The sequence below is a fragment of the Microbacterium sp. CFBP 8801 genome (genome assembly GCF_014839455.1).
Classification (GTDB): domain Bacteria; phylum Actinomycetota; class Actinomycetes; order Actinomycetales; family Microbacteriaceae; genus Microbacterium.
In genome coordinates this window covers 335,180-352,707 of record NZ_JACYNU010000001.1, presented here as the reverse complement: position 1 = coordinate 352,707, position 17,528 = coordinate 335,180, and the positions used below count along the sequence as shown (strand labels likewise).

The following is a 17,528-nucleotide window of genomic DNA, read 5'->3' as shown; positions in this document are numbered from 1 at the left end:
GCTCAGTGTACCGGCGCGCCCACGGCGCCCACCGGGCCGGTGGCGAGGGTGACGGGGTCGGGATTCGGGGCGAACCAGGTGCCCACCGCATCGCCCGCGAGAGCGGATGAGACGAGGTCGGCGCTGGTGACGAGCACCCCGACGCCGGCGGTGGAGGCCAGCTTCGCGGCCGACGCCTTGGTCGCCGCTCCCCCGGTCCCCACGCCGTTGACGACGCCGGCGCCGAACTCGAACTGCGACAGGTCGTCGCCCCACGCCACATCGACGATCGGGCGCGCACCGGGCTCGCTCGGCGGCAGCGTGTACAGGCACTCGATGTCGCTCAACAGCACGAGTGCGTCGGCACCGATCAGCTGCGCCACGAGAGCGGCGAGCCGGTCGTTGTCGCCGAAACGGATCTCGTGGGTCGCGACGGTGTCGTTCTCGTTGACGATGGGCAGGATGCCGAGACCCAGCAGCCGTTCCATCGCCCGGCGCGCGTTCGAACGGTGCGTGGCGTTCTCGAGGTCGCCCGCCGTGAGCAGGACCTGCCCGGCGAGCAGGCCGAAGCGGTCGAGCGAGGTCTGGTAGCGCCACATGAGCACGTTCTGACCGACGGCGGCCGCGGCCTGCTGCGTCGCCAGGTCGTTGGGTCGGCCGCCGAGGTCGAGCAACGGCAGGGCCGTCGCGATCGCCCCGGACGAGACGAGCACCACCTCGGTCCCCGCGCCGCGCGCGTGGGCGAGAGCCTCGACGATCGTGTCGATCCGGTGCGCCCCGTCGCCGCTGATCGACGACGAGCCCACCTTCACCACGACGCGGCCGGCTCCCGGGATCGCGGAGCGCGAGGTCGCGCTCACCGCTCCTCGTCCTCGGCGGACGACAGCGAGGGATCCCCGTCGGCGCCGATGCCCACGGCCCGGGCGGCACGCCGCTCGGTCTCGAGCTCGGCGCGGGCCTCGGCCTTGGCATCCATGCGCTCGTGGTACCGCTCGCGGCGCTCCGACGAGGTGCGGCGCGGGTTCTGCACGAGACGGGGGTCGGTGCCGCGGGGGGCCGTCATGAGCTCGGCCGCCGAGGTGAGCGTGGGCTCCCAGTCGAAGACGATCCCGTCGCCGGGGCCGATGACGACGGTCGCACCGGCGACCGCACCGGCGCGGAACAGGCCCTCTTCGATGCCCAGGCGCGCGAGACGGTCGGCGAGGTAGCCCACGGCCTCTTCGTTCTGGAAGTCGGTCTGCTGCACCCACTTGACCGGCTTGTCGCCGAGCACGCGGTAGACGGGACCGTAGGTGCCGCCCTCGACCTTGATCTCGAAGTCCTTGCGAGTGCCCTGCGGGCGGATGACGATGCGCTCCACCGGAGCCTCGTCGATCGACGCCAGGCGGTGCTGCTCCACCACGTCGGCCAGCGCGAAGGTGAGTTCGCGCAGGCCCGTGCGGCTGACCGTGGAGATCTCGAACACGCGGAAACCGCGGGCTTCGAGGTCGGGACGCACGAAGTCGGCGAGCTCGCGGGCCTCGGGCACGTCGATCTTGTTCAGCGCGATGATCTGCGGGCGCTCGAGGAGCGGGGTCTGCCCCTCGGGCACGGGGTAGGCGCCGAGCTCGGCGAGGATGACGTCGAGGTCGGTGAGCGGGTCGCGACCGGGGTCGAGCGTCGCGCAGTCGAGCACGTGCACGAGAGCCGTGCAGCGTTCGACGTGGCGGAGGAACTCCAGGCCCAGGCCCTTGCCCTCGCTCGCGCCCTCGATGAGACCCGGGACGTCGGCGATGGTGAAGCGGATGTCACCCGACTGCACGACGCCCAGGTTGGGGTGCAGCGTGGTGAAGGGGTAGTCGGCGATCTTCGGTCGCGCCGCCGAGACGGCCGCGATGAGGCTCGACTTTCCCGCCGACGGGAAGCCGACGAGGGCGATGTCGGCGACGGTCTTGAGCTCGAGGACGACGTCGCCCTCCCACCCGGGCGTTCCGAGCAGCGCGAAGCCGGGGGCCTTGCGCTTGGGCGACGACAGCGAGGCGTTACCGAGGCCGCCGAGACCACCGGGGGCGACGATGAAGCGCATGCCCGGGGTGAGCATGTCGACGAGCACGGTGCCGTCGGGGTCCTTCACGACCGTGCCGAGCGGCACGGGGAGCTCCTGGTCTTCGCCCATCGCGCCCGAGCGGTGGTCGCCCATGCCGAAACCACCGTTGCCGGCGGTGCGATGCGGCGAGTGGTGGTACGACAGCAGCGTGGTGACCTGGGGGTCGGCGACGAGCACGACGTCGCCGCCGCTGCCGCCGTTGCCGCCGTCGGGGCCGGCCAGAGGCTTGAACTTCTCGCGGCGCACCGAGACGCAGCCGTTGCCGCCCTTGCCCGCACGGAGGTGCAGGGTGACGCGGTCGACGAAGGTGACCATGAGTGTCCTTTCAGGACGGACCGGCGGGTGCCGGGAAGAAAAGAAGAGGGGGCGGGCTGTGTGCCCACCCCCTCTGAAGCGCTGAGCGCTCGGTATTACTCCGCTGCTGCGGTGACGATGTTGACGACCTTGCGGCCGCCCTTGGCACCGAACTGAACCGCACCGGGGGCCAGGGCGAACAGGGTGTCGTCGCCACCGCGGCCGACGTTGGCGCCGGGGTGGAAGTGCGTGCCACGCTGGCGGACGATGATCTCGCCGGCGAGGACGACCTGACCGCCGAAGCGCTTCACGCCGAGGCGCTGTGCGTTGGAGTCACGACCGTTACGGGTGGAGCTTGCGCCCTTTTTGTGTGCCATCTCTGCGTCTCCTGGCTCTTACTTGATGCCGGTGATCTTGACGCGCGTGAGGTCCTGGCGGTGGCCCTGGCGCTTCTTGTAGCCGGTCTTGTTCTTGAACTTCTGGATCACGATCTTCGGACCGCGCTCCTCGCCGAGGACCTCGGCCGTGACCGAGACCTTCGCGAGCTTGTCGGCGTCGGTCGTGACCGCGTCGCCGTCGACGAACAGGACGGCGGGCAGCTGGATGCTCTCGCCGATCTTCGCCTTCTGGCGGTCGAGCACGACGACCGTGCCGACCTGGACCTTCTCCTGGCGGCCGCCGGCGCGCACAACTGCGTAAACCACTTCACACCTGTTTTCGTTCGGGAGCGCGGAGCTCCGGTTGTCTGATGACGTCGGGAGGGTCTGGCGACCCAAGTCTCGGTGCGATCCGGCGAGCAAAGCCCGCGGGGTCACGCTCCAGTAAGGGCGGACGCGACGCACCAAGGGTCAAGTTTAGCTCACCGGGCGGCATCCGGCAAAAGCATTCGGCCCGCGTGTCGACCTAGGATCGCGGGATGGTGATTCTGATCGACGATCCGCAGTGGCCCGCGCACGGACGACTGTGGGCGCACCTGGTCAGCGACAGCGACCTCGACGAATTGCACGCCTTCGCCGCCGCGGCCGGAATCCCCCGCCGCGCGTTCGATCTCGACCACTACGACGTGCCCGATGAGCGGCACGCCGACCTGGTCGCCGCCGGAGCCCAGCACGTCGGCGGCAAAGAGCTCGTTCGACGCCTGCGGGCCTCGGGCCTGCGGATCACGGCGCGCGAACGCCGCTGACACGCGTGTGGGACCGCGACCCGTCGCCCGACCGAAGTCGGGAACGATGGGTCGCGGCCCCACACGCACGAGGGAGCGGACTCAGGCCTCGCTGGAGGGCTGGGCGTTGACGGGGGTGCCGGTGAGCGCCGCGGTCGTCACACGGCGCCGTGAGCGGCCCTGACCGGGCGCCTTGGGCTCGGGGAGGGCCTCGAGCACCGACTCGAGAAGGGCGTCCTTCTCGGTACGGGGCGCCTTGGGCTCGCGCTTCTTGCGCGGACGCTTTTCGCGGACCGGTGCGGGTGCCTCGGCCTGGGCCTCGACGACGGCCTCCACCGACGCGACCACGGCCGCCTCGACCACGGCGGGGTCATCGAGGGTCGGCTTCACGGTGGATGCCGCGATCTGAGCGAGAGCGGACTTCACGCCCTCGGTGATCACGTGGGTGCCGCCGGTCGGCGCCGCTCCCCCGTTGCCGGTGGAGGAAGCTCCGGCCGACGCGCCACCGCCGTGTGCGGCATGGCCGTTCGATCCGTTGCCGTTCGCGGGAGTGTTGCCCCCGCGACCGCGGCGGTTCGACGAGCCGGTGTTGCCGCCGCCGTTGCTGCTGCCGTTCCCGGCCGGGCGGTGCTTGACGACGGGGTCGTGGTGCACGACCACGCCGCGACCGGCGCACACGTCGCACGCCTCGCTGAAGGTCTCGAGCAGGCCGAGTCCGAGCTTCTTGCGGGTCATCTGCACGAGGCCGAGCGAGGTGACTTCGGCGACCTGGTGCTTCGTGCGGTCGCGGCTGAGGCATTCGATCAGGCGACGCAGCACGAGATCGCGGTTGGATTCGAGCACCATGTCGATGAAGTCGACGACGATGATGCCGCCGATGTCGCGCAGGCGCAGCTGGCGCACGATCTCTTCGGCCGCCTCGAGGTTGTTCTTGGTGACGGTCTCTTCGAGGTTGCCGCCCGAGCCGACGAACTTGCCGGTGTTGACGTCGACGACCGTCATGGCCTCGGTGCGGTCGATCACGAGCGAGCCGCCCGAGGGCAGCCAGACCTTACGGTCGAGAGCCTTCTCGATCTGCTCGGTGACGCGGAACGCGTCGAACGGGTCCTGCTCGCCCTCGTACTTCTCGACGCGCTCGAGCAGGTCGGGGGCGACGCCCTGGAGGTAGCTCGAGATGGTCTGCAGCGCCTCGTCGCCCTGGATGAGCATGCGCGTGAAGTCCTCGTTGAAGACGTCGCGCACGATCTTGACCAGCAGGTCGGGCTCGGAGTGCAGCAGAGCGGGGGCCTGGATGGTCTTGATCTGGCTCGAGACGTGCTCCCACTGCGAGGTGAGGCGCTGCACGTCGAGGGTGAGCTGCTCTTCGGTGGCGCCCTCGGCAGCCGTGCGGACGATGACGCCCGACGATTCGGGGAGCACCTCCTTGAGGATCTTCTTCAGGCGCGCGCGCTCGGTGTCGGGGAGCTTGCGCGAGATGCCGTTCATCGTGCCGTTGGGCACGTAGACGAGGTAACGGCCGGGCAGCGAGATCTGGCTCGTCAGGCGGGCGCCCTTGTGTCCCACGGGGTCTTTGGTCACCTGCACCAGGACGCGGTCGCCCGACTTGAGCGCGAGCTCGATGCGACGCGGCTGGTTGTTGGTCTCGACGCCGTCCCAGTCGACTTCGCCGGAGTACAGCACGGCGTTGCGGCCGCGGCCGATGTCGACGAACGCCGCCTCCATGCTGGGAAGCACGTTCTGCACGCGACCCAGGTAGACGTTGCCGATGAGCGAGGCGTCCTGGTTGCGGGCGACGTAGTGTTCGACGAGCACGTTGTCTTCGAGCACGGCGATCTGGATGCGGCCGGCCTTGGACCGCACGACCATCACGCGGTCGACGGCCTCGCGACGGGCGAGGAACTCGGCCTCGGTGACGACGGGGCGGCGACGGCCGGCCTCGCGGCCATCGCGGCGACGCTGCTTCTTCGCCTCGAGGCGCGTGGAGCCCTTGATGCGCTGCGGCTCGGTGATGAGCTCGACCGCGCGCTGTCGCACCGGGGCTGCGGGGGCCTCGTGCTGCTCGGCGGGGGCGACGTCGACACCGCCGCGTCGGCGGTTGCGGCGACGGGCGTTGGCGGAGCCGCGCTCGAGGGGGCCGTCGTCGTCGCGGTCGTCGCGCTCGTCACGGTCGTCGCGGTCATCGACGTCGTCGCGCACCGGGAAGGCCGGCAGCGCGGGGGCGTAGAAGTGCAGCGCCGTCGACACGGCCGAGACGAAGACCTCGGGCAGCAGTCCGAGCGAGACGGCCGTGGGACGCGCGGGAGCTTCGGGCTCGGTGGCGGCCTCGGGCTGAGCGGAGACCTCGGGCTGCGCGGGAGCCTCGGGCTGAGCGGCGACCTCGGGCTGAGCCGGAGCCTCCGGCTCAGCGACGTCGGGAGCGGCGACCTCGGCAGCGGATGCCGTGGCGTCGGCGCCCTGGTCCGCCACGGAGGCGTCCACGGTGGGCTCCTCGACGCTCGCGGCGTTCGCCTCGGCAACGTCGTCACCGGCAACGTCGTCACCGGCGGCGGCCTGAGCCGGCGCGTCGCCGGATCCCTCGTCGAGCACGGCGGGGGGTGCCACGTCGTCGGCGGCGGCCTGCTCGGCATCCTGCACCGCGGCCTCTTCGTCGTCGACGGGGGGCACGAATCCCGCGGCGGCCTCCGTCTCGGACGCGAGGGTCTCGAATTGCGGAGCCTCGGTCTCGGGCGTCACCTGGTCAGCGGGGGTCTGATCGTCGGTCTTGTCGGCCATATCGGGGATACTCCCTAGCGGGCGACACCGCGCGTCACCCGGCGAAATCTCATGCGGCGCCGCACCCGGCGGGGCCGCGAACTCACTCGGTCTGCAGCAGGCCTGTGGCGCTTGCTGCGATGGGCGGTCATCGCCCGAAGTCTTCTGGGTGATGTTCCTGCGGCGCGGCCGCGGTCACATCAGCTTTCATTATCGCACGGACCACGCGTTTCGCCCGCAGAAGGTCGACGACGAGCCGTCTTCAGCCGGCGGAGAAGTCAGCGGTGGCAGAATCACGGCATGAGCGAAACCGTCACGACCCGTCGTCCGATCGTCACGGCGGTCTGGCTCATCTTCGCCGGGATCGTCGGCTGGTGGGCGGCGTTCTCGCTGACGATGGAGCGGTTCCACCAGCTCATGGATCCCACGGCCGCCGCGTCGTGCGACTTCAGCGTCCTCGTGCAGTGCTCGGCCAATCTGCAGTCGTCGCAGGGAAGCGTGTTCGGCTTCCCCAATCCGATCATCGGACTGTCGGCGTGGATCGCCCCCATCGTGGTCGGGGTCGCGCTGCTGGCCGGCGCCCGGTTCGCACGCTGGTTCTGGGCCCTCTTCTGGCTGGGCTTCGCTCTGGCCCTGACCTTCGTCATCTGGCTGATCGCGCAGAGCCTGTTCGTTCTGGCCACTCTCTGCCCGTGGTGCATGGTGACGTGGTCGGTCGTCATCCCCTCGTTCTTCGTCGTGACCCTGCACGTGCTGCGCGAGGGCGTCGTTCCGGGCGCGCGGGTGCGCGAGGTCGCCGACCGTCTCATGGTGTGGGTGCCCTTGATGAGCATCGTGGCCTTTGCCGTCATCGCGGTGATCGCGCAGCTGCGGCTGGATGTGCTCGCGCAGCTGTGAGGTCGCGGCGGCCCTGACCCGCCGGCCCGGCGATGGGCATCCGAGTCGCGCGGCTCGCCTCGCGGGCCCTATCCTCCAGGAATGGATGCGATGAACCCGCTGGTGCCGGCCGCGTACGACGTCGTGTGGGCGGTCGTCGCACTGGTCGCGTTCGCTCTCGCCGTCTGGGCGGTCGTCAGCCTGTCCCGCGGAGCGGCCCGCCTGTCGTCCCTCACGGTGATGCTGTGGGCCGTGGTGATTCTGCTCGTCCCCGTTGTGGGGCCGGTCGCCTGGCTCGCCGCCGGTCGTCGTGCGGGGCGCGGGGTCGCGCGCAGCTGAGCGACGCGCCGCCGCACGGGTCCGATTCGACAGACCGTGCGGCCGCGCGGGCCGATCAGACGACGATGGCCGCCACCCTCTCGGGCGGCGGCCATCTCGGCATCCGGGATCAGGCGAACCAGATCGCCAGTTCGCGTTCGGCGGACTCGGTGCTGTCGCTGCCGTGCACGAGGTTCTGCTGCACCTTGAGGCCCCAGTCGCGGCCGAAGTCGCCGCGGATGGTGCCGGGGGCGGCCGTGGTCGGGTCGGTGGTGCCGGCCAGCGAGCGGAAGCCCTCGATCACGCGGTTTCCGGCGAGGCGGATCGCGACCGACGGGCCCGAGAGCATGAACTCCAGCAGCGGCTCGTAGAAGGGCTTGCCCTCGTGCTCGGCGTAGTGCTGGGCGAGGCGCTCACGGTCGGGCTCGACGAGGCGGATGTCGACGAGCGCGTAGCCCTTCGCCTCGATGCGGGCGAGGATGGCGCCGGTCAGTCCGCGGGCGACGCCGTCGGGCTTGACCAGGACGAGGGTCTCTTCGGTAGCCATGGGTCATTCTCCGTTCGAGAGGTCGGGATGAGCGGCGCGTCGGGCGTTCTGCCGATCCAGTGCCGCTCCCTTGATGGTGGCATACGCCCACATGCCGCCGAAAATGAGGGCGACCACCGCGAGGGCGGGAACGAGGAATCCGCCGAGCAGCAGCAGGATCTGCAGGCCCCAGCCGACGACGATCGCCGCGCGGTGCTGCAGGAGCCCCGCCACGGCGACCATGGCGACCGCCATGACGACGCCGCCGACGATGCCCCACCAGGGTTCGATGCCGAAGGGCAGCACCTTAAGGCCGTAGACGACCAGGCCGCCGAGGAACACCACGATCGACTCGAAGCCGAGCACGACGGCGCCGAGCGACTCGAGCGCACCGCGCCGTCGCCGCACGCGCGGGGTCCGGGGGGTGCGCGGGCTCACGCCTGCCACCCCGACTTCCAGTCCTCGAGCTCCGACAGGCGCAGCGCCTCGCCCGCGAGCACGACGGAACCGGCGATGATGACCGCGCGCCGGTCGGATTCCGCGGCCCACGCGCGCGCCGCGTCGGCGGCTTCTTCGAGCGTCGGGTGCACGGTGACGGGCAGGTCGGCCGCCTCGGCGACGTCGGCGATCACGTCGGGGTCGCTGGCGCGGTCGCTCGCGGGGGCCGTGGCGAACACGCGCGCGACGGCGGGCACGAGAGCCGACATGATGCCCCGGGCGTCCTTGCCGTCCAGGATGCCGACGACGGCACCCCACTCGTCGATGTCGAACGCCTCGTCGAGGGCGGCGACGAGCGCGCGGGCGCCGTGCGGGTTGTGCGCCGCGTCGACGAAGACGGTCGGCGCCGTCCCGACGAGCTGAAGGCGCCCGGGCGAGGTGGCGTTCGCGAGGCCGTCGGCCACGACCTCGGCGGCCAGGGGCTGCGTGCCCCCGCCGATGAGCGACTCCACGGCCGCGACCGCCAGGGCGGCGTTGGTGCCCTGGTGCGCGCCGTACAGCGGCAGGTACAGCTCGGGGTACGACCCCGCGACCCCGCGGATCGTCAGCATCTGCCCGCCGACGGCCAGCGCCTGGGCCTCGAGCGCGAAGCCGTCGCCGGCCACCGACACGGTCGCGCCCTCCTTCTCGGCGCGCGCGCGGATGACGCGGAGCGCCGCGTCGGGCTGCGCGGCCGAGACGACGGCGGCGCCGGGCTTGATGATGCCCGCCTTGACCGTCGCGATCTCGGTGATCGTGGAGCCCAGGCGGTCGGTGTGGTCGATGTCGATGGGCGTGAAGACGGCGACGTCGCCGTCGGCGGTGTTGGTGGAGTCCCACTCCCCGCCCATGCCGACCTCGAGCACCAGCACGTCGATCGGCGCGTCGGCGCAGACCACGAAGGCCAGCACCGTCAGCAGCTCGAAGAACGTCAGCGGCGCATCGTCGGCGGCGGTGAGCTCGGCGTCGACCATGTCGACGAACGGCGCGATCTCGTCCCACGCGTCGGCGATCGCGGCATCCGCCACCGGTTCGCCGTCGATGAGGATCCGCTCGGTGAAGCGCTCGAGGTGCGGGCTCGTGAACAGGCCCGTGCGCAGTCCCAGGCCGCGCAGCAGGCTCTCGATCATGCGGCTGGTCGAGGTCTTGCCGTTCGTGCCCGTGACGTGGATGACGCGGTAGGTGCGCTGCGGGTCGGCGAGCAGCTCGAGCACTCGGCGCGTGCGCTCGACGCGCGGCTGCACCCACTGCTCCCCCTGGCGTTCCAGCAGGGCGCTGTACACGGCGTCGGCTCGGGTGCGGTCGCTCATGCGGTCCCTCCGATGCGTGCGACGGCGACGGTGACGGCACCGACGTTCGCGTAGGTTCTCGCGGCGATCTGGGTCTCGTACTCGGCGGGGGCGATGGCCCCGCGTTCGATGAGCCTTCCCTCGGGGCCGGCGAGCACGACGGCTTCGGCGAGGGTCTCGGATGCCACGCCGGCGACGTCGAACGCCTGGGCGACCGCCCGCGCGTCGGCGTCGTCGACGAAGGTGAGCGAGAGGAAGATCCGGTCGCTCACGTCGAAGCCGGCGGCCTTGCGGGTGTCCTGGATGCCGCGGATCATGTCGCGCGCCAGGCCCTCGGCTTCGAGCTCGGGGGTGGTGACGGTGTCGAGCAGCACGAAGCCGCCCGTCGCCAGCACGGCCAGAGCCTCGCCCTCGGGGCGACCCGCGGTCTCGACGACCAGGTCGTACTCGGCGGGCTCCAGCGCGATGCCGCCGGCGACGACCTGTCCGTCGACCTCGTTCCAGTCGCCCTCGCGGGCGGCCTTGATCGCCTGCTGCACCTGCTTGCCCAGGCGGGGACCCGCGGCGCGGGCGTTGACCGACAGGCGGTGCGTGATGCCGTACTCGGCGGCAGTGCCGGCCTGCAGGGTGACCTGCTCGACGTTCTTCACGTTGAGCTCTTCGCGCAGGATGTCGTCGAACTGCGCCAAGCCGGTGGCATCCGGAGTCACCACCGTCAGGCGCGGCAGCGGCAGGCGCACGCGCTTGCCCTCGCGCTTGCGGAGCGCGTTGGCGACGCTCGAGACGTCGCGGACGGTGTCCATCGCCGTGCGGATGTCGGCCGCGGCGGGGAACGCGTCGGCGTCGGGCCAGTCGGTCAGGTGCACGCTGCGCCCACCCGTCAGGCCCTGCCACACGCGCTCGGTCACCAGCGGCAGCAACGGGGCGGCGACGCGGGTGAGCGTCTCGAGCACCGTGTAGAGCGTGTCGAACGCCTCACGGCTGGTCGGGTCGTCGGTCACGCCCACCCAGAAACGGTCGCGCGAGCGACGGATGTACCAGTTGGTCAGCACCTCGGCGAAGTCGCGCAGACGCTCGGCCGCGGTCGTGGAGTCGAGCCCCTCGAGGTCGGCGGCGACGCCCTGCACGAGGTCGCCGGTAAGGGCGAGGATGTAGCGGTCGAGCACGTCGGTGGAGTCGGTGCGCCACTCGGCCGTGTAGCCCTCCCCCGACGCATTCGCGTAGGTGGCGAAGAAGTACCACGCGTTCCACATCGGCAGCAGGAACTCGCGCACCCCCGAGCGGATGCCCTCCTCGGTCACGACGAGGTTGCCGCCGCGCAGCACGCTCGACGACATGAGGAACCACCGCATGGCGTCCGAGCCGTCGCGGTCGAAGACCTCGCGCACGTCGGGGTAGTTGCGCAGCGACTTCGACATCTTCTGCCCGTCGTTGCCCAGCACGATGCCGTGGCACGACACACCCGTGAAGGCCGGGCGGTCGAAGAGCGCGGTCGAGAGCACGTGCATGACGTAGAACCAGCCGCGCGTCTGCCCGATGTACTCGACGATGAAGTCGGCGGGGGCGTGCTCGTCGAACCACTCGTGGTTCTCGAACGGGTAGTGCACCTGCGCGAACGGCATGGAGCCCGAGTCGAACCAGACGTCGAGCACGTCTTCGATGCGGCGCATCGTCGAGCGTCCCGTCGGGTCGTCGGGGTTCGGGCGCGTGAGGTCGTCGATGTAGGGCCGGTGCAGGTCGACCTCGCCGTCGCCGTTCACCGGCAGGCGGCCGAAGTCGGCCTCGATGTCGGCGAGGGAGCCGTACACGTCGACGCGCGGGTAGTTCGCGTCGTCGCTCTTCCACACCGGGATCGGCGAGCCCCAGTAGCGGTTGCGGCTGATCGACCAGTCGCGTGCGCCCTCGAGCCACTTGCCGAACTGGCCTTCCTTGACGTTCTCGGGCACCCAGGTGATCTGCTGGTTGTTCGCCAGCAGGTCGTCCTTGATCTCGGTGACCCGCACGAACCAGCTCGACACGGCCTTGTAGATCAGGGGGTTCCGGCAGCGCCAGCAGTGCGGGTACGAGTGCTCGTACGACGCCTCGCGAAGCAGACGGCCCTGCTGCGTGAGCAGGCGGATGAGGGGCCGGTTGGCCTCCATCCACAGCTCGCCGGCCACGTCGGTCACGGCCGGGAGGAACCGGCCGCCGTCGTCGAGCGAGATGATCGTCGGCAGGCCCGCGGCGTCGGCGAGGCGCTTGTCGTCCTCACCGTAAGCGGGCGCCTGGTGCACGATGCCCGTGCCGTCGCTGACGGTGACGTAGTCGTCGACGAGGATCTTCCAGGCGTTGCCGGTCCCCCACGTCTCGGCGTCGGCGTAGTAGTCGAAGAGGCGGTCGTATGACACGCCCTCGAGCTCGGCGCCGGTGAGCGTGGTCTGCACGGCCTGGCGGGCGGCATCCGGGGTCTCGTACCCCAGGTCCTTCGCGTAGCCCGGCAGCAGGTCTTCGGCGAGCAGATAGCGGTGGGCGGTGGCCTCGATCGCTTCGTCGGGGGTGCCGTCGGGAGCGCGGTGCACGTCGGCGGCACCGTGGGGACCGCCCTCGATGACCGCGTATCGGATGCCGGGACCCACCGCGAGAGCGAGGTTCGTCGGCAGGGTCCACGGCGTCGTCGTCCACGCCAGCGCCCGCACGCCGGTGAGCCCGAGCGCCTCGGCCTTCGCGCCGACGAGCGGGAAGGTCACGGTGACCGACGGATCCTGGCGCATCTTGTAGACGTCGTCGTCCATGCGCAGCTCGTGCGTCGACAGGGGGGTCTCATCGCGCCAGCAGTAGGGCAGCACGCGGTAGCCCTCGTACGCGAGGCCCTTGTCGTGCAGGGTCTTGAAGGCCCAGAGCACGCTCTCCATGTAGGTCGTGTCGAGCGTCTTGTACCCGCGGTCGAAGTCGACCCAGCGGGCCTGGCGGGTGACGTAGTCCTGCCAGTCGCGCGTGTACTCCAGCACCGACTCGCGGGCCTTGGCGTTGAAGGTGGCGACCCCCATGCGCTCGATCTCGTCCTTCTCGGTGATCCCGAGCTGCTTCATGGCCTCGAGCTCGGCCGGGAGACCGTGGGTGTCCCACCCGAAGACGCGGTCGACCTTCTTGCCGCGCATGGTCTGGAAGCGCGGGAAGACGTCCTTGGCGTAGCCGGTGAGCAGGTGCCCGTAGTGCGGCAGGCCGTTGGCGAAGGGCGGGCCGTCGTAGAACACCCACTCCTCGCCGCCGTCGCGGTTCGCGATCGACGCGCGGAAGGTGTCGTCGGCCTCCCAGAACGCGAGGGTGTCGTTCTCGATCGCCGGGAAGCGAGGGCTCGGGACGACGGATGCCGCGGACGCCGGGGTGATGGCATCCGGGCTCGCGGACGCGTCGGCGGCGGGGCCGAAGGATGAGGGGCGTGGGTAGGTCATGTCACTCCGCGGGTCGAGGTTCACTCGCCGGGACGATCCTTGCGGACCGCGGTACCACCCTGCGTTGCGCCCTCTCGCGAGGACGCCTCTCTCACTGCGGCGATGACGGGCCTGCCCCGCTCGGTTCTACCGCGGGCCGTGACCCGTTTCTTCCGAGAGCTCCCCGGTGATGGCCGGATCGGTGCTGATGCGCCCAGTCTACGCGCTCGGGCTGTCGTGCGGTGCGGCGGGGTGCGGCGGGGCTTGAGGTTGCGTCGCAAGCGTGGAGGGGCGGTTGCGGGGGTGGGGCGGCGAAGGCGTTGAGTGTCCAGGACACGCCGCGTCGCGCGGTGCGGGTGCGGCGTGTTCTGGACACTCAACGGGGCTGCGCCCGCGCGGTCGGCACCCGGTGCCGCGGGACGGGCGGGCGCGGGCGGGCGCGGGCGCGGGCCGGGCGCGGGCGAGTGCCCGGGGCGGTCGCGCGACCGGGTCGGCAGAGGCGTTGAGTGTCCAAGACACGCCGCGTGTGGCGGTGCAGTTGCGGCGTGTCCTGGACACTCAACGGGGTTGCGTCGCGCGCGGGCTGACGGCCCGTGCCGCTTGCCTGCAGTCGCGGGCGGGGTCCCGGCAACCGCACGCGGGGGCCGACAGAGGTGTTGAGTGTCCAAGACACGCCGCATGGAGCGGTGCGGGCACGGCGTGTCCTGGACACTCAACGGGGCTGCGCCCGCACGGGCGGGCGCCCGATGCCGCGGGCCGGACGGTGGCGCGCGCGGGCCGGGCAGGCGCGCGCGCGCCGACAGAGGCGTTGAGTGTCCAAGACACGCCGCGTGAGGCTATGTAGGCACGGCGTGTCCTGAACACTCAACGCGGCTGTGCCCGCGCGGTCGGCCGCCCGCTGCCGAGGGCCGGCAGTCGCGCATTCGCGCGCGCGGGTGGGCGTGCGCAGCTCACCCGTCGGCGGACGGGCCGGTACCCACGCCCGCCGCGGCGAGCAACTCCCTCGTGAACGGATGCCGGGGATCGGCGAAGACGCACGACACCGTGCCCGAGTCCACCACGCGGCCGTCCTTCATCACGATGACGTCGTCGGCGATCGAGGCCACGACGTCGAGGTCGTGCGTGATGAACACCATCGCGAGGTCGCGCTCGCGCTGGAGGGCGAGCAACCGTTCGAGGATCCGCTCGCGCACCGTCGCGTCGAGCGCCGACACCGGCTCGTCGAGCACGAGCAGGTCGGGGTCGGCGGCGAGGGCGCGGGCGATCGCGACGCGCTGGCGCTGACCGCCCGACAGCTGGGCCGGAAGCCGTCGGCCGAACGCCGGGCCGAGCCCCACCTCGTCGAGCAGGTCGCCGACCGCCGCCCGACGGCCGGCACGCGGCACACCCGCGGCGGCGACCGCCTCGCCGAGCGTGCGTCCGACGCTCCAACGCGGGTCGAGGGCGCCCCAGGGGTTCTGCTGCACGAGCTGCACGCGACGGCGGGCGGCGCCCCTCGCCGCGCGGGGCGACCACGGGCGGCCGTCGAAGGTCAGGGTCCCGGCATCCGGTTCGGCGACGCCGACGATCATCCGCGCGAGCGTCGTCTTTCCCGAGCCCGACTCCCCGACCACGGCGAGGGTGCGGCCGCGCCGCACGGCGAACGACACGTCGTCGACCGCCGCGCGGTCACCGAACCGCTTCGTGAGGGACGTGCCCGAGGCCAGCGGGGCGTCGGTGCGGGGGGCGCGATGCAACGGCGGATGCCGGGTGGCATCGACCAGCGCACGGGTGTGGGGGTCTCGGGGGGCGGCCATCACCTCGGCCGTGGTCCCCGTCTCGATCGCGCGTCCGTCGTGCAGCACGATCACCCGGTCGGCCACGCGACGGACGGCAGCGAGGTCGTGGCTGATGAACACCACGGCCACGCCGCTGTCGGCGATCGCGCGCACCTGATCGAGCACGCGCGCCTGCACGGTGGCATCCAGTGCCGTCGTGGGCTCGTCGGCGACCAGGATGCCGGGACCCGCCGCCAGCGCCGAGGCGAGCAGCGCGCGTTGGCGCAGGCCGCCCGACAGCTCGTGCGGGTACTGACGCGCCCGCCGGTCGGGCTCGGGCAGGGCCACGCGCTCCAGCACCGCGCGCACCCGATCGCGCAGGGCGTCGCCGCGCACGGCGGGTTCGTGGATGCGCAGGGGCTCGGCGACCTCGGCGCCGATCCGGCGCAGGGGGTCGAGCGAGACCAGGGCGTCCTGCGACACGAGGGCGATGCGTCGCCCCCGGAGCCTGCGCCAGGCCCGCCCGCCGAGGGCGCGCGCGTCGACGCCGTCGATGCGCAGGGCTTCGGCGCTCCACGACAGCGTGCGCGGGAGCAGTCCGAGCAGTGCGCGGGCGCTCAGCGACTTGCCCGTGCCCGATTCCCCCACGATCGCGACGCACTCCCCCGGCGCGACGTCGAGGTCGAGTCCGCGGACGAGCTCAGTGTCACCGTCGGCGATGCGCAGCCCGCGCACGTGCACGCCGCCCGCGCCGTTCCCGCCCGCGCCGCTCACACCCGCCACCGCCACGCCCCGCCCCTCTCGCCCGTTCACGCGCCGCGCTCCTCGGCGCGCGCGCGCAGGATACGACCGACGATGCTCACGCTGACCACCGTCGCGGTGATGGCGAGGCCCGGGAACACGGCGACCCAGGGCGCCTGCAGCAGCAGGTTGCGTCCGGCCGAGAGCATGAGTCCCCACTCCGGTGTCGGTTCGGTCGGTCCGAGGCCCAGGAAGCTCAGGCCCGCGGCGGCGAGGATGCTCGTGCCGATGCCGATCGTGCCCAGCACGCTCACCGCGCCCAGCACTCCCGGCAGCACGTGCCGCACGTGCACGGTGACCGCCGGAACCCCCACGATCCGCGCCGCTTCGACGTGCTCGGCGGCGGCCGAGGTGCGCGTCTGCGCATGCGCCAGGCGCACGTACACGGGGACGGCGGCGATCGTGACGGCCACCGCGACGTTGACCGACCCGGGACCGAGCACGGCGACGACCAGCAGCGCCACGAGGAACTCGGGGAACGCCAGCAGCACGTCGACGACGCGCATCGCCGCGGCGTCGACCAGGCGCGGTGCCATCGCCGACAGCGACCCGACGATCACGCCCACGACCAGCGCGAGCCCCGTGGCGAGCAGTCCGATGCCCACCGAGCGTCCCGCGCCGAAGACCACACGCGAGTAGACGTCGCGTCCGCTCTGGTCGGTGCCGAACCAGTGGGCGCCACTCGGCGGCTGGAGCGCCGCCCGCACGTCGGTCAGCAGCGGGTCGTGAGTGGCCAGCAGCCCCGGCGCGAAGGCGGCGACGGCGACGACGGCGAGAACGGCGCCCGCCGTGCTCAGCGCCACGACGCGGCCCCTCACCCCGGAACCCCCACCCGGGCGCGCAGGGCGGCGTCGGCCCGCCGCAGCCTCGGGTCGAGCACGGGCACGACGAGGTCGACCACCGTGTTCACGACGACGAAGACGAGGGCGCTCAGCAGGATGACTCCCGTGATGACGGGCAGGTCGCGATCGGTGATCGCGGTGAGGGTCACGCGGCCGATTCCAGGACGCGCGAACACCGTCTCGACCAGCACCGCACCCCCCAGCAGCGAGCCGACGAGGTAGGCCGCGAGCGTCACGCCGCCGACGCTCGCGTGGCGCAGGGTGTGGTGCACGCTCTCGCGCAGCGGCGTCGCCCCGCGGGCACGCACGGTGGTGAGGAACGGTTCCCGTTCGGCCGACTCCACGCCGTCACGCAGCACCTGCGACAGCAGCGCGGCGACCGGCAGAGCGAGGGTCACCGCGGGCAGCACGAGGGCCGCGGCATCCCTCGCCCCCGACACCGGGAACCACCCCAGCTGGAAGGAGAACACCGACAGCAGCACGAGTCCCGTCCAGAACACCGGCGAGGAGAGCACGATGAGTTCGATCCCGGATGCCAAGGCTCGGCCCGTCCGCCCGCGCACGAGCAGGGCGCTGGCCAGGGCGAGCAGCACCGCAATGACGAGCGCGAGGGCCGAGAGCTGCAGCGTGGGTCCGAGCTGACGCCCGATCACCTCGGCCACGGGCTGCCGCAGCTGGTACGACTCCCCCAGGTCGCCGCGCAGCAGTCGACCGAGGAAGGCGCCGTACTGCTCGAAGACCGGGCGGTCGAGGCCCAGCTCGCTGCGGATCCCGTCTTTCACCGCGTCGCTCACCTGCGCCTGCGGGCCGAGCATGACGTCGACCGGATCGCCGGGGATGATGCGGAACGCCACGAACGCCAGCGTCGCCGCCCCCCACAGCACCACGACGACGGATGCCACGATCCCGCCGATGCGCCTCAGCAGGGCGCGCGAGCGAGATCGTGGCATTCCGGGTCCG

15 protein-coding genes are annotated in these 17,528 nt (G+C 71.8%); 3 read left to right on the top strand and 12 right to left on the bottom strand.

Going from position 1 to position 17,528, the window contains the following annotated elements; genetic code table 11:
• Positions 1 to 2: 2 nt before the first annotated feature.
• The 4 genes from proB to rplU all read right to left on the bottom strand — a co-directional run bounded on the left by proB (position 3) and on the right by rplU (position 3,063).
• Complete coding sequence (proB, locus tag IFR11_RS01710) at positions 3 to 839, bottom strand: glutamate 5-kinase (protein WP_055836938.1); 837 nt, start codon at positions 837 to 839, stop codon at positions 3 to 5.
• Entirely contained in the window at positions 836 to 2,380 is a 1,545-nt protein-coding gene (obgE, locus tag IFR11_RS01705) for a GTPase ObgE (protein WP_055836935.1), read from the bottom strand. The genes proB and obgE overlap by 4 nt, the downstream gene beginning before the upstream one ends.
• A 95-nt stretch (positions 2,381 to 2,475) precedes the next feature.
• Positions 2,476 to 2,736: a 50S ribosomal protein L27 gene (rpmA, locus tag IFR11_RS01700; protein ID WP_055836932.1), complete on the bottom strand. Its 261-nt coding sequence runs from the start codon at positions 2,734 to 2,736 to the stop codon at positions 2,476 to 2,478.
• Between the two features lie 18 nt (positions 2,737 to 2,754).
• Positions 2,755 to 3,063 carry a 50S ribosomal protein L21 gene (gene rplU, locus IFR11_RS01695; RefSeq protein WP_055836929.1) on the bottom strand — a complete coding sequence of 103 codons (309 nt, stop codon included), beginning with the start codon at positions 3,061 to 3,063 and terminating at the stop codon, positions 2,755 to 2,757.
• Between the two features lie 212 nt (positions 3,064 to 3,275).
• Here rplU and IFR11_RS01690 point away from each other — a divergent pair, with 212 nt between their 5' ends.
• Positions 3,276 to 3,542: a DUF4031 domain-containing protein gene (locus IFR11_RS01690; RefSeq protein ID WP_055939938.1), complete on the top strand. Its 267-nt coding sequence runs from the start codon at positions 3,276 to 3,278 to the stop codon at positions 3,540 to 3,542.
• Positions 3,543 to 3,623: 81 nt separating this feature from the next.
• Here IFR11_RS01690 and IFR11_RS01685 read toward each other — a convergent pair whose 3' ends face one another.
• The gene (locus IFR11_RS01685) at positions 3,624 to 6,293 is read right to left on the bottom strand and encodes an Rne/Rng family ribonuclease (RefSeq protein WP_191915016.1); all 2,670 of its coding nucleotides are present in this window, start codon (positions 6,291 to 6,293) and stop codon (positions 3,624 to 3,626) included.
• A gap of 279 nt (positions 6,294 to 6,572) precedes the next feature.
• Here IFR11_RS01685 and IFR11_RS01680 point away from each other — a divergent pair, with 279 nt between their 5' ends.
• Together IFR11_RS01680 and IFR11_RS01675 are read left to right on the top strand one after the other, a co-directional pair.
• Entirely contained in the window at positions 6,573 to 7,169 is a 597-nt protein-coding gene (locus IFR11_RS01680) for a vitamin K epoxide reductase family protein (RefSeq protein ID WP_055939935.1), read from the top strand.
• Positions 7,170 to 7,250: 81 nt separating this feature from the next.
• Entirely contained in the window at positions 7,251 to 7,487 is a 237-nt protein-coding gene (locus IFR11_RS01675) for a PLD nuclease N-terminal domain-containing protein (protein ID WP_191915015.1), read from the top strand.
• Positions 7,488 to 7,596: 109 nt separating this feature from the next.
• On the opposite strand, the gene ndk is transcribed toward IFR11_RS01675, so the two are convergent.
• From ndk to IFR11_RS01640, 7 genes are all read right to left on the bottom strand, one after another.
• Positions 7,597 to 8,013, bottom strand: coding sequence for a nucleoside-diphosphate kinase (ndk, locus tag IFR11_RS01670; RefSeq protein WP_055836910.1), 417 nt, complete (start codon positions 8,011 to 8,013; stop codon positions 7,597 to 7,599).
• 3 nt (positions 8,014 to 8,016) lie between these two features.
• Positions 8,017 to 8,430 (bottom strand): DUF4233 domain-containing protein, encoded by a 414-nt coding sequence (locus IFR11_RS01665; RefSeq protein ID WP_308447287.1) that lies wholly within the window; start codon positions 8,428 to 8,430, stop codon positions 8,017 to 8,019.
• Positions 8,427 to 9,779, bottom strand: coding sequence for a bifunctional folylpolyglutamate synthase/dihydrofolate synthase (locus tag IFR11_RS01660; RefSeq protein ID WP_191915014.1), 1,353 nt, complete (start codon positions 9,777 to 9,779; stop codon positions 8,427 to 8,429). Before IFR11_RS01660 ends, IFR11_RS01665 begins: the two co-directional genes overlap by 4 nt.
• Positions 9,776 to 13,189, bottom strand: coding sequence for an isoleucine--tRNA ligase (ileS, locus tag IFR11_RS01655; protein WP_197978820.1), 3,414 nt, complete (start codon positions 13,187 to 13,189; stop codon positions 9,776 to 9,778). Before ileS ends, IFR11_RS01660 begins: the two co-directional genes overlap by 4 nt.
• 929 nt (positions 13,190 to 14,118) lie before the next feature.
• A complete protein-coding gene (locus tag IFR11_RS01650; protein WP_342030232.1) occupies positions 14,119 to 15,738 on the bottom strand; it encodes an ABC transporter ATP-binding protein in 1,620 nt (539 codons plus the stop codon).
• Positions 15,735 to 16,529 carry an ABC transporter permease gene (locus tag IFR11_RS01645; RefSeq protein WP_342030231.1) on the bottom strand — a complete coding sequence of 265 codons (795 nt, stop codon included), beginning with the start codon at positions 16,527 to 16,529 and terminating at the stop codon, positions 15,735 to 15,737. Before IFR11_RS01645 ends, IFR11_RS01650 begins: the two co-directional genes overlap by 4 nt.
• A gap of 11 nt (positions 16,530 to 16,540) precedes the next feature.
• The gene (locus IFR11_RS01640) at positions 16,541 to 17,518 is read right to left on the bottom strand and encodes an ABC transporter permease (RefSeq protein WP_191915013.1); all 978 of its coding nucleotides are present in this window, start codon (positions 17,516 to 17,518) and stop codon (positions 16,541 to 16,543) included.
• Positions 17,519 to 17,528 lie beyond the last annotated feature (10 nt).

Excerpts from the sequence above, each read along its gene's own strand:
- rpmA (WP_055836932.1), bottom strand. The coding sequence starts at position 2,736 with ATGGCACACAAAAAGGGCGCAAGCTCCACCCGTAACGGTCGTGACTCC.
- IFR11_RS01660 (WP_191915014.1), bottom strand. The coding sequence starts at position 9,779 with ATGAGCGACCGCACCCGAGCCGACGCCGTGTACAGCGCCCTGCTGGAA.
- IFR11_RS01675 (WP_191915015.1), top strand. The coding sequence starts at position 7,251 with ATGGATGCGATGAACCCGCTGGTGCCGGCCGCGTACGACGTCGTGTGG.
- obgE (WP_055836935.1), bottom strand. The coding sequence starts at position 2,380 with ATGGTCACCTTCGTCGACCGCGTCACCCTGCACCTCCGTGCGGGCAAG.
- IFR11_RS01680 (WP_055939935.1), top strand. The coding sequence starts at position 6,573 with ATGAGCGAAACCGTCACGACCCGTCGTCCGATCGTCACGGCGGTCTGG.
- IFR11_RS01640 (WP_191915013.1), bottom strand. The coding sequence starts at position 17,518 with ATGCCACGATCTCGCTCGCGCGCCCTGCTGAGGCGCATCGGCGGGATC.
- IFR11_RS01685 (WP_191915016.1), bottom strand. The coding sequence starts at position 6,293 with ATGGCCGACAAGACCGACGATCAGACCCCCGCTGACCAGGTGACGCCC.
- ileS (WP_197978820.1), bottom strand. The coding sequence starts at position 13,189 with ATGACCTACCCACGCCCCTCATCCTTCGGCCCCGCCGCCGACGCGTCC.
- IFR11_RS01690 (WP_055939938.1), top strand. The coding sequence starts at position 3,276 with ATGGTGATTCTGATCGACGATCCGCAGTGGCCCGCGCACGGACGACTG.
- ndk (WP_055836910.1), bottom strand. The coding sequence starts at position 8,013 with ATGGCTACCGAAGAGACCCTCGTCCTGGTCAAGCCCGACGGCGTCGCC.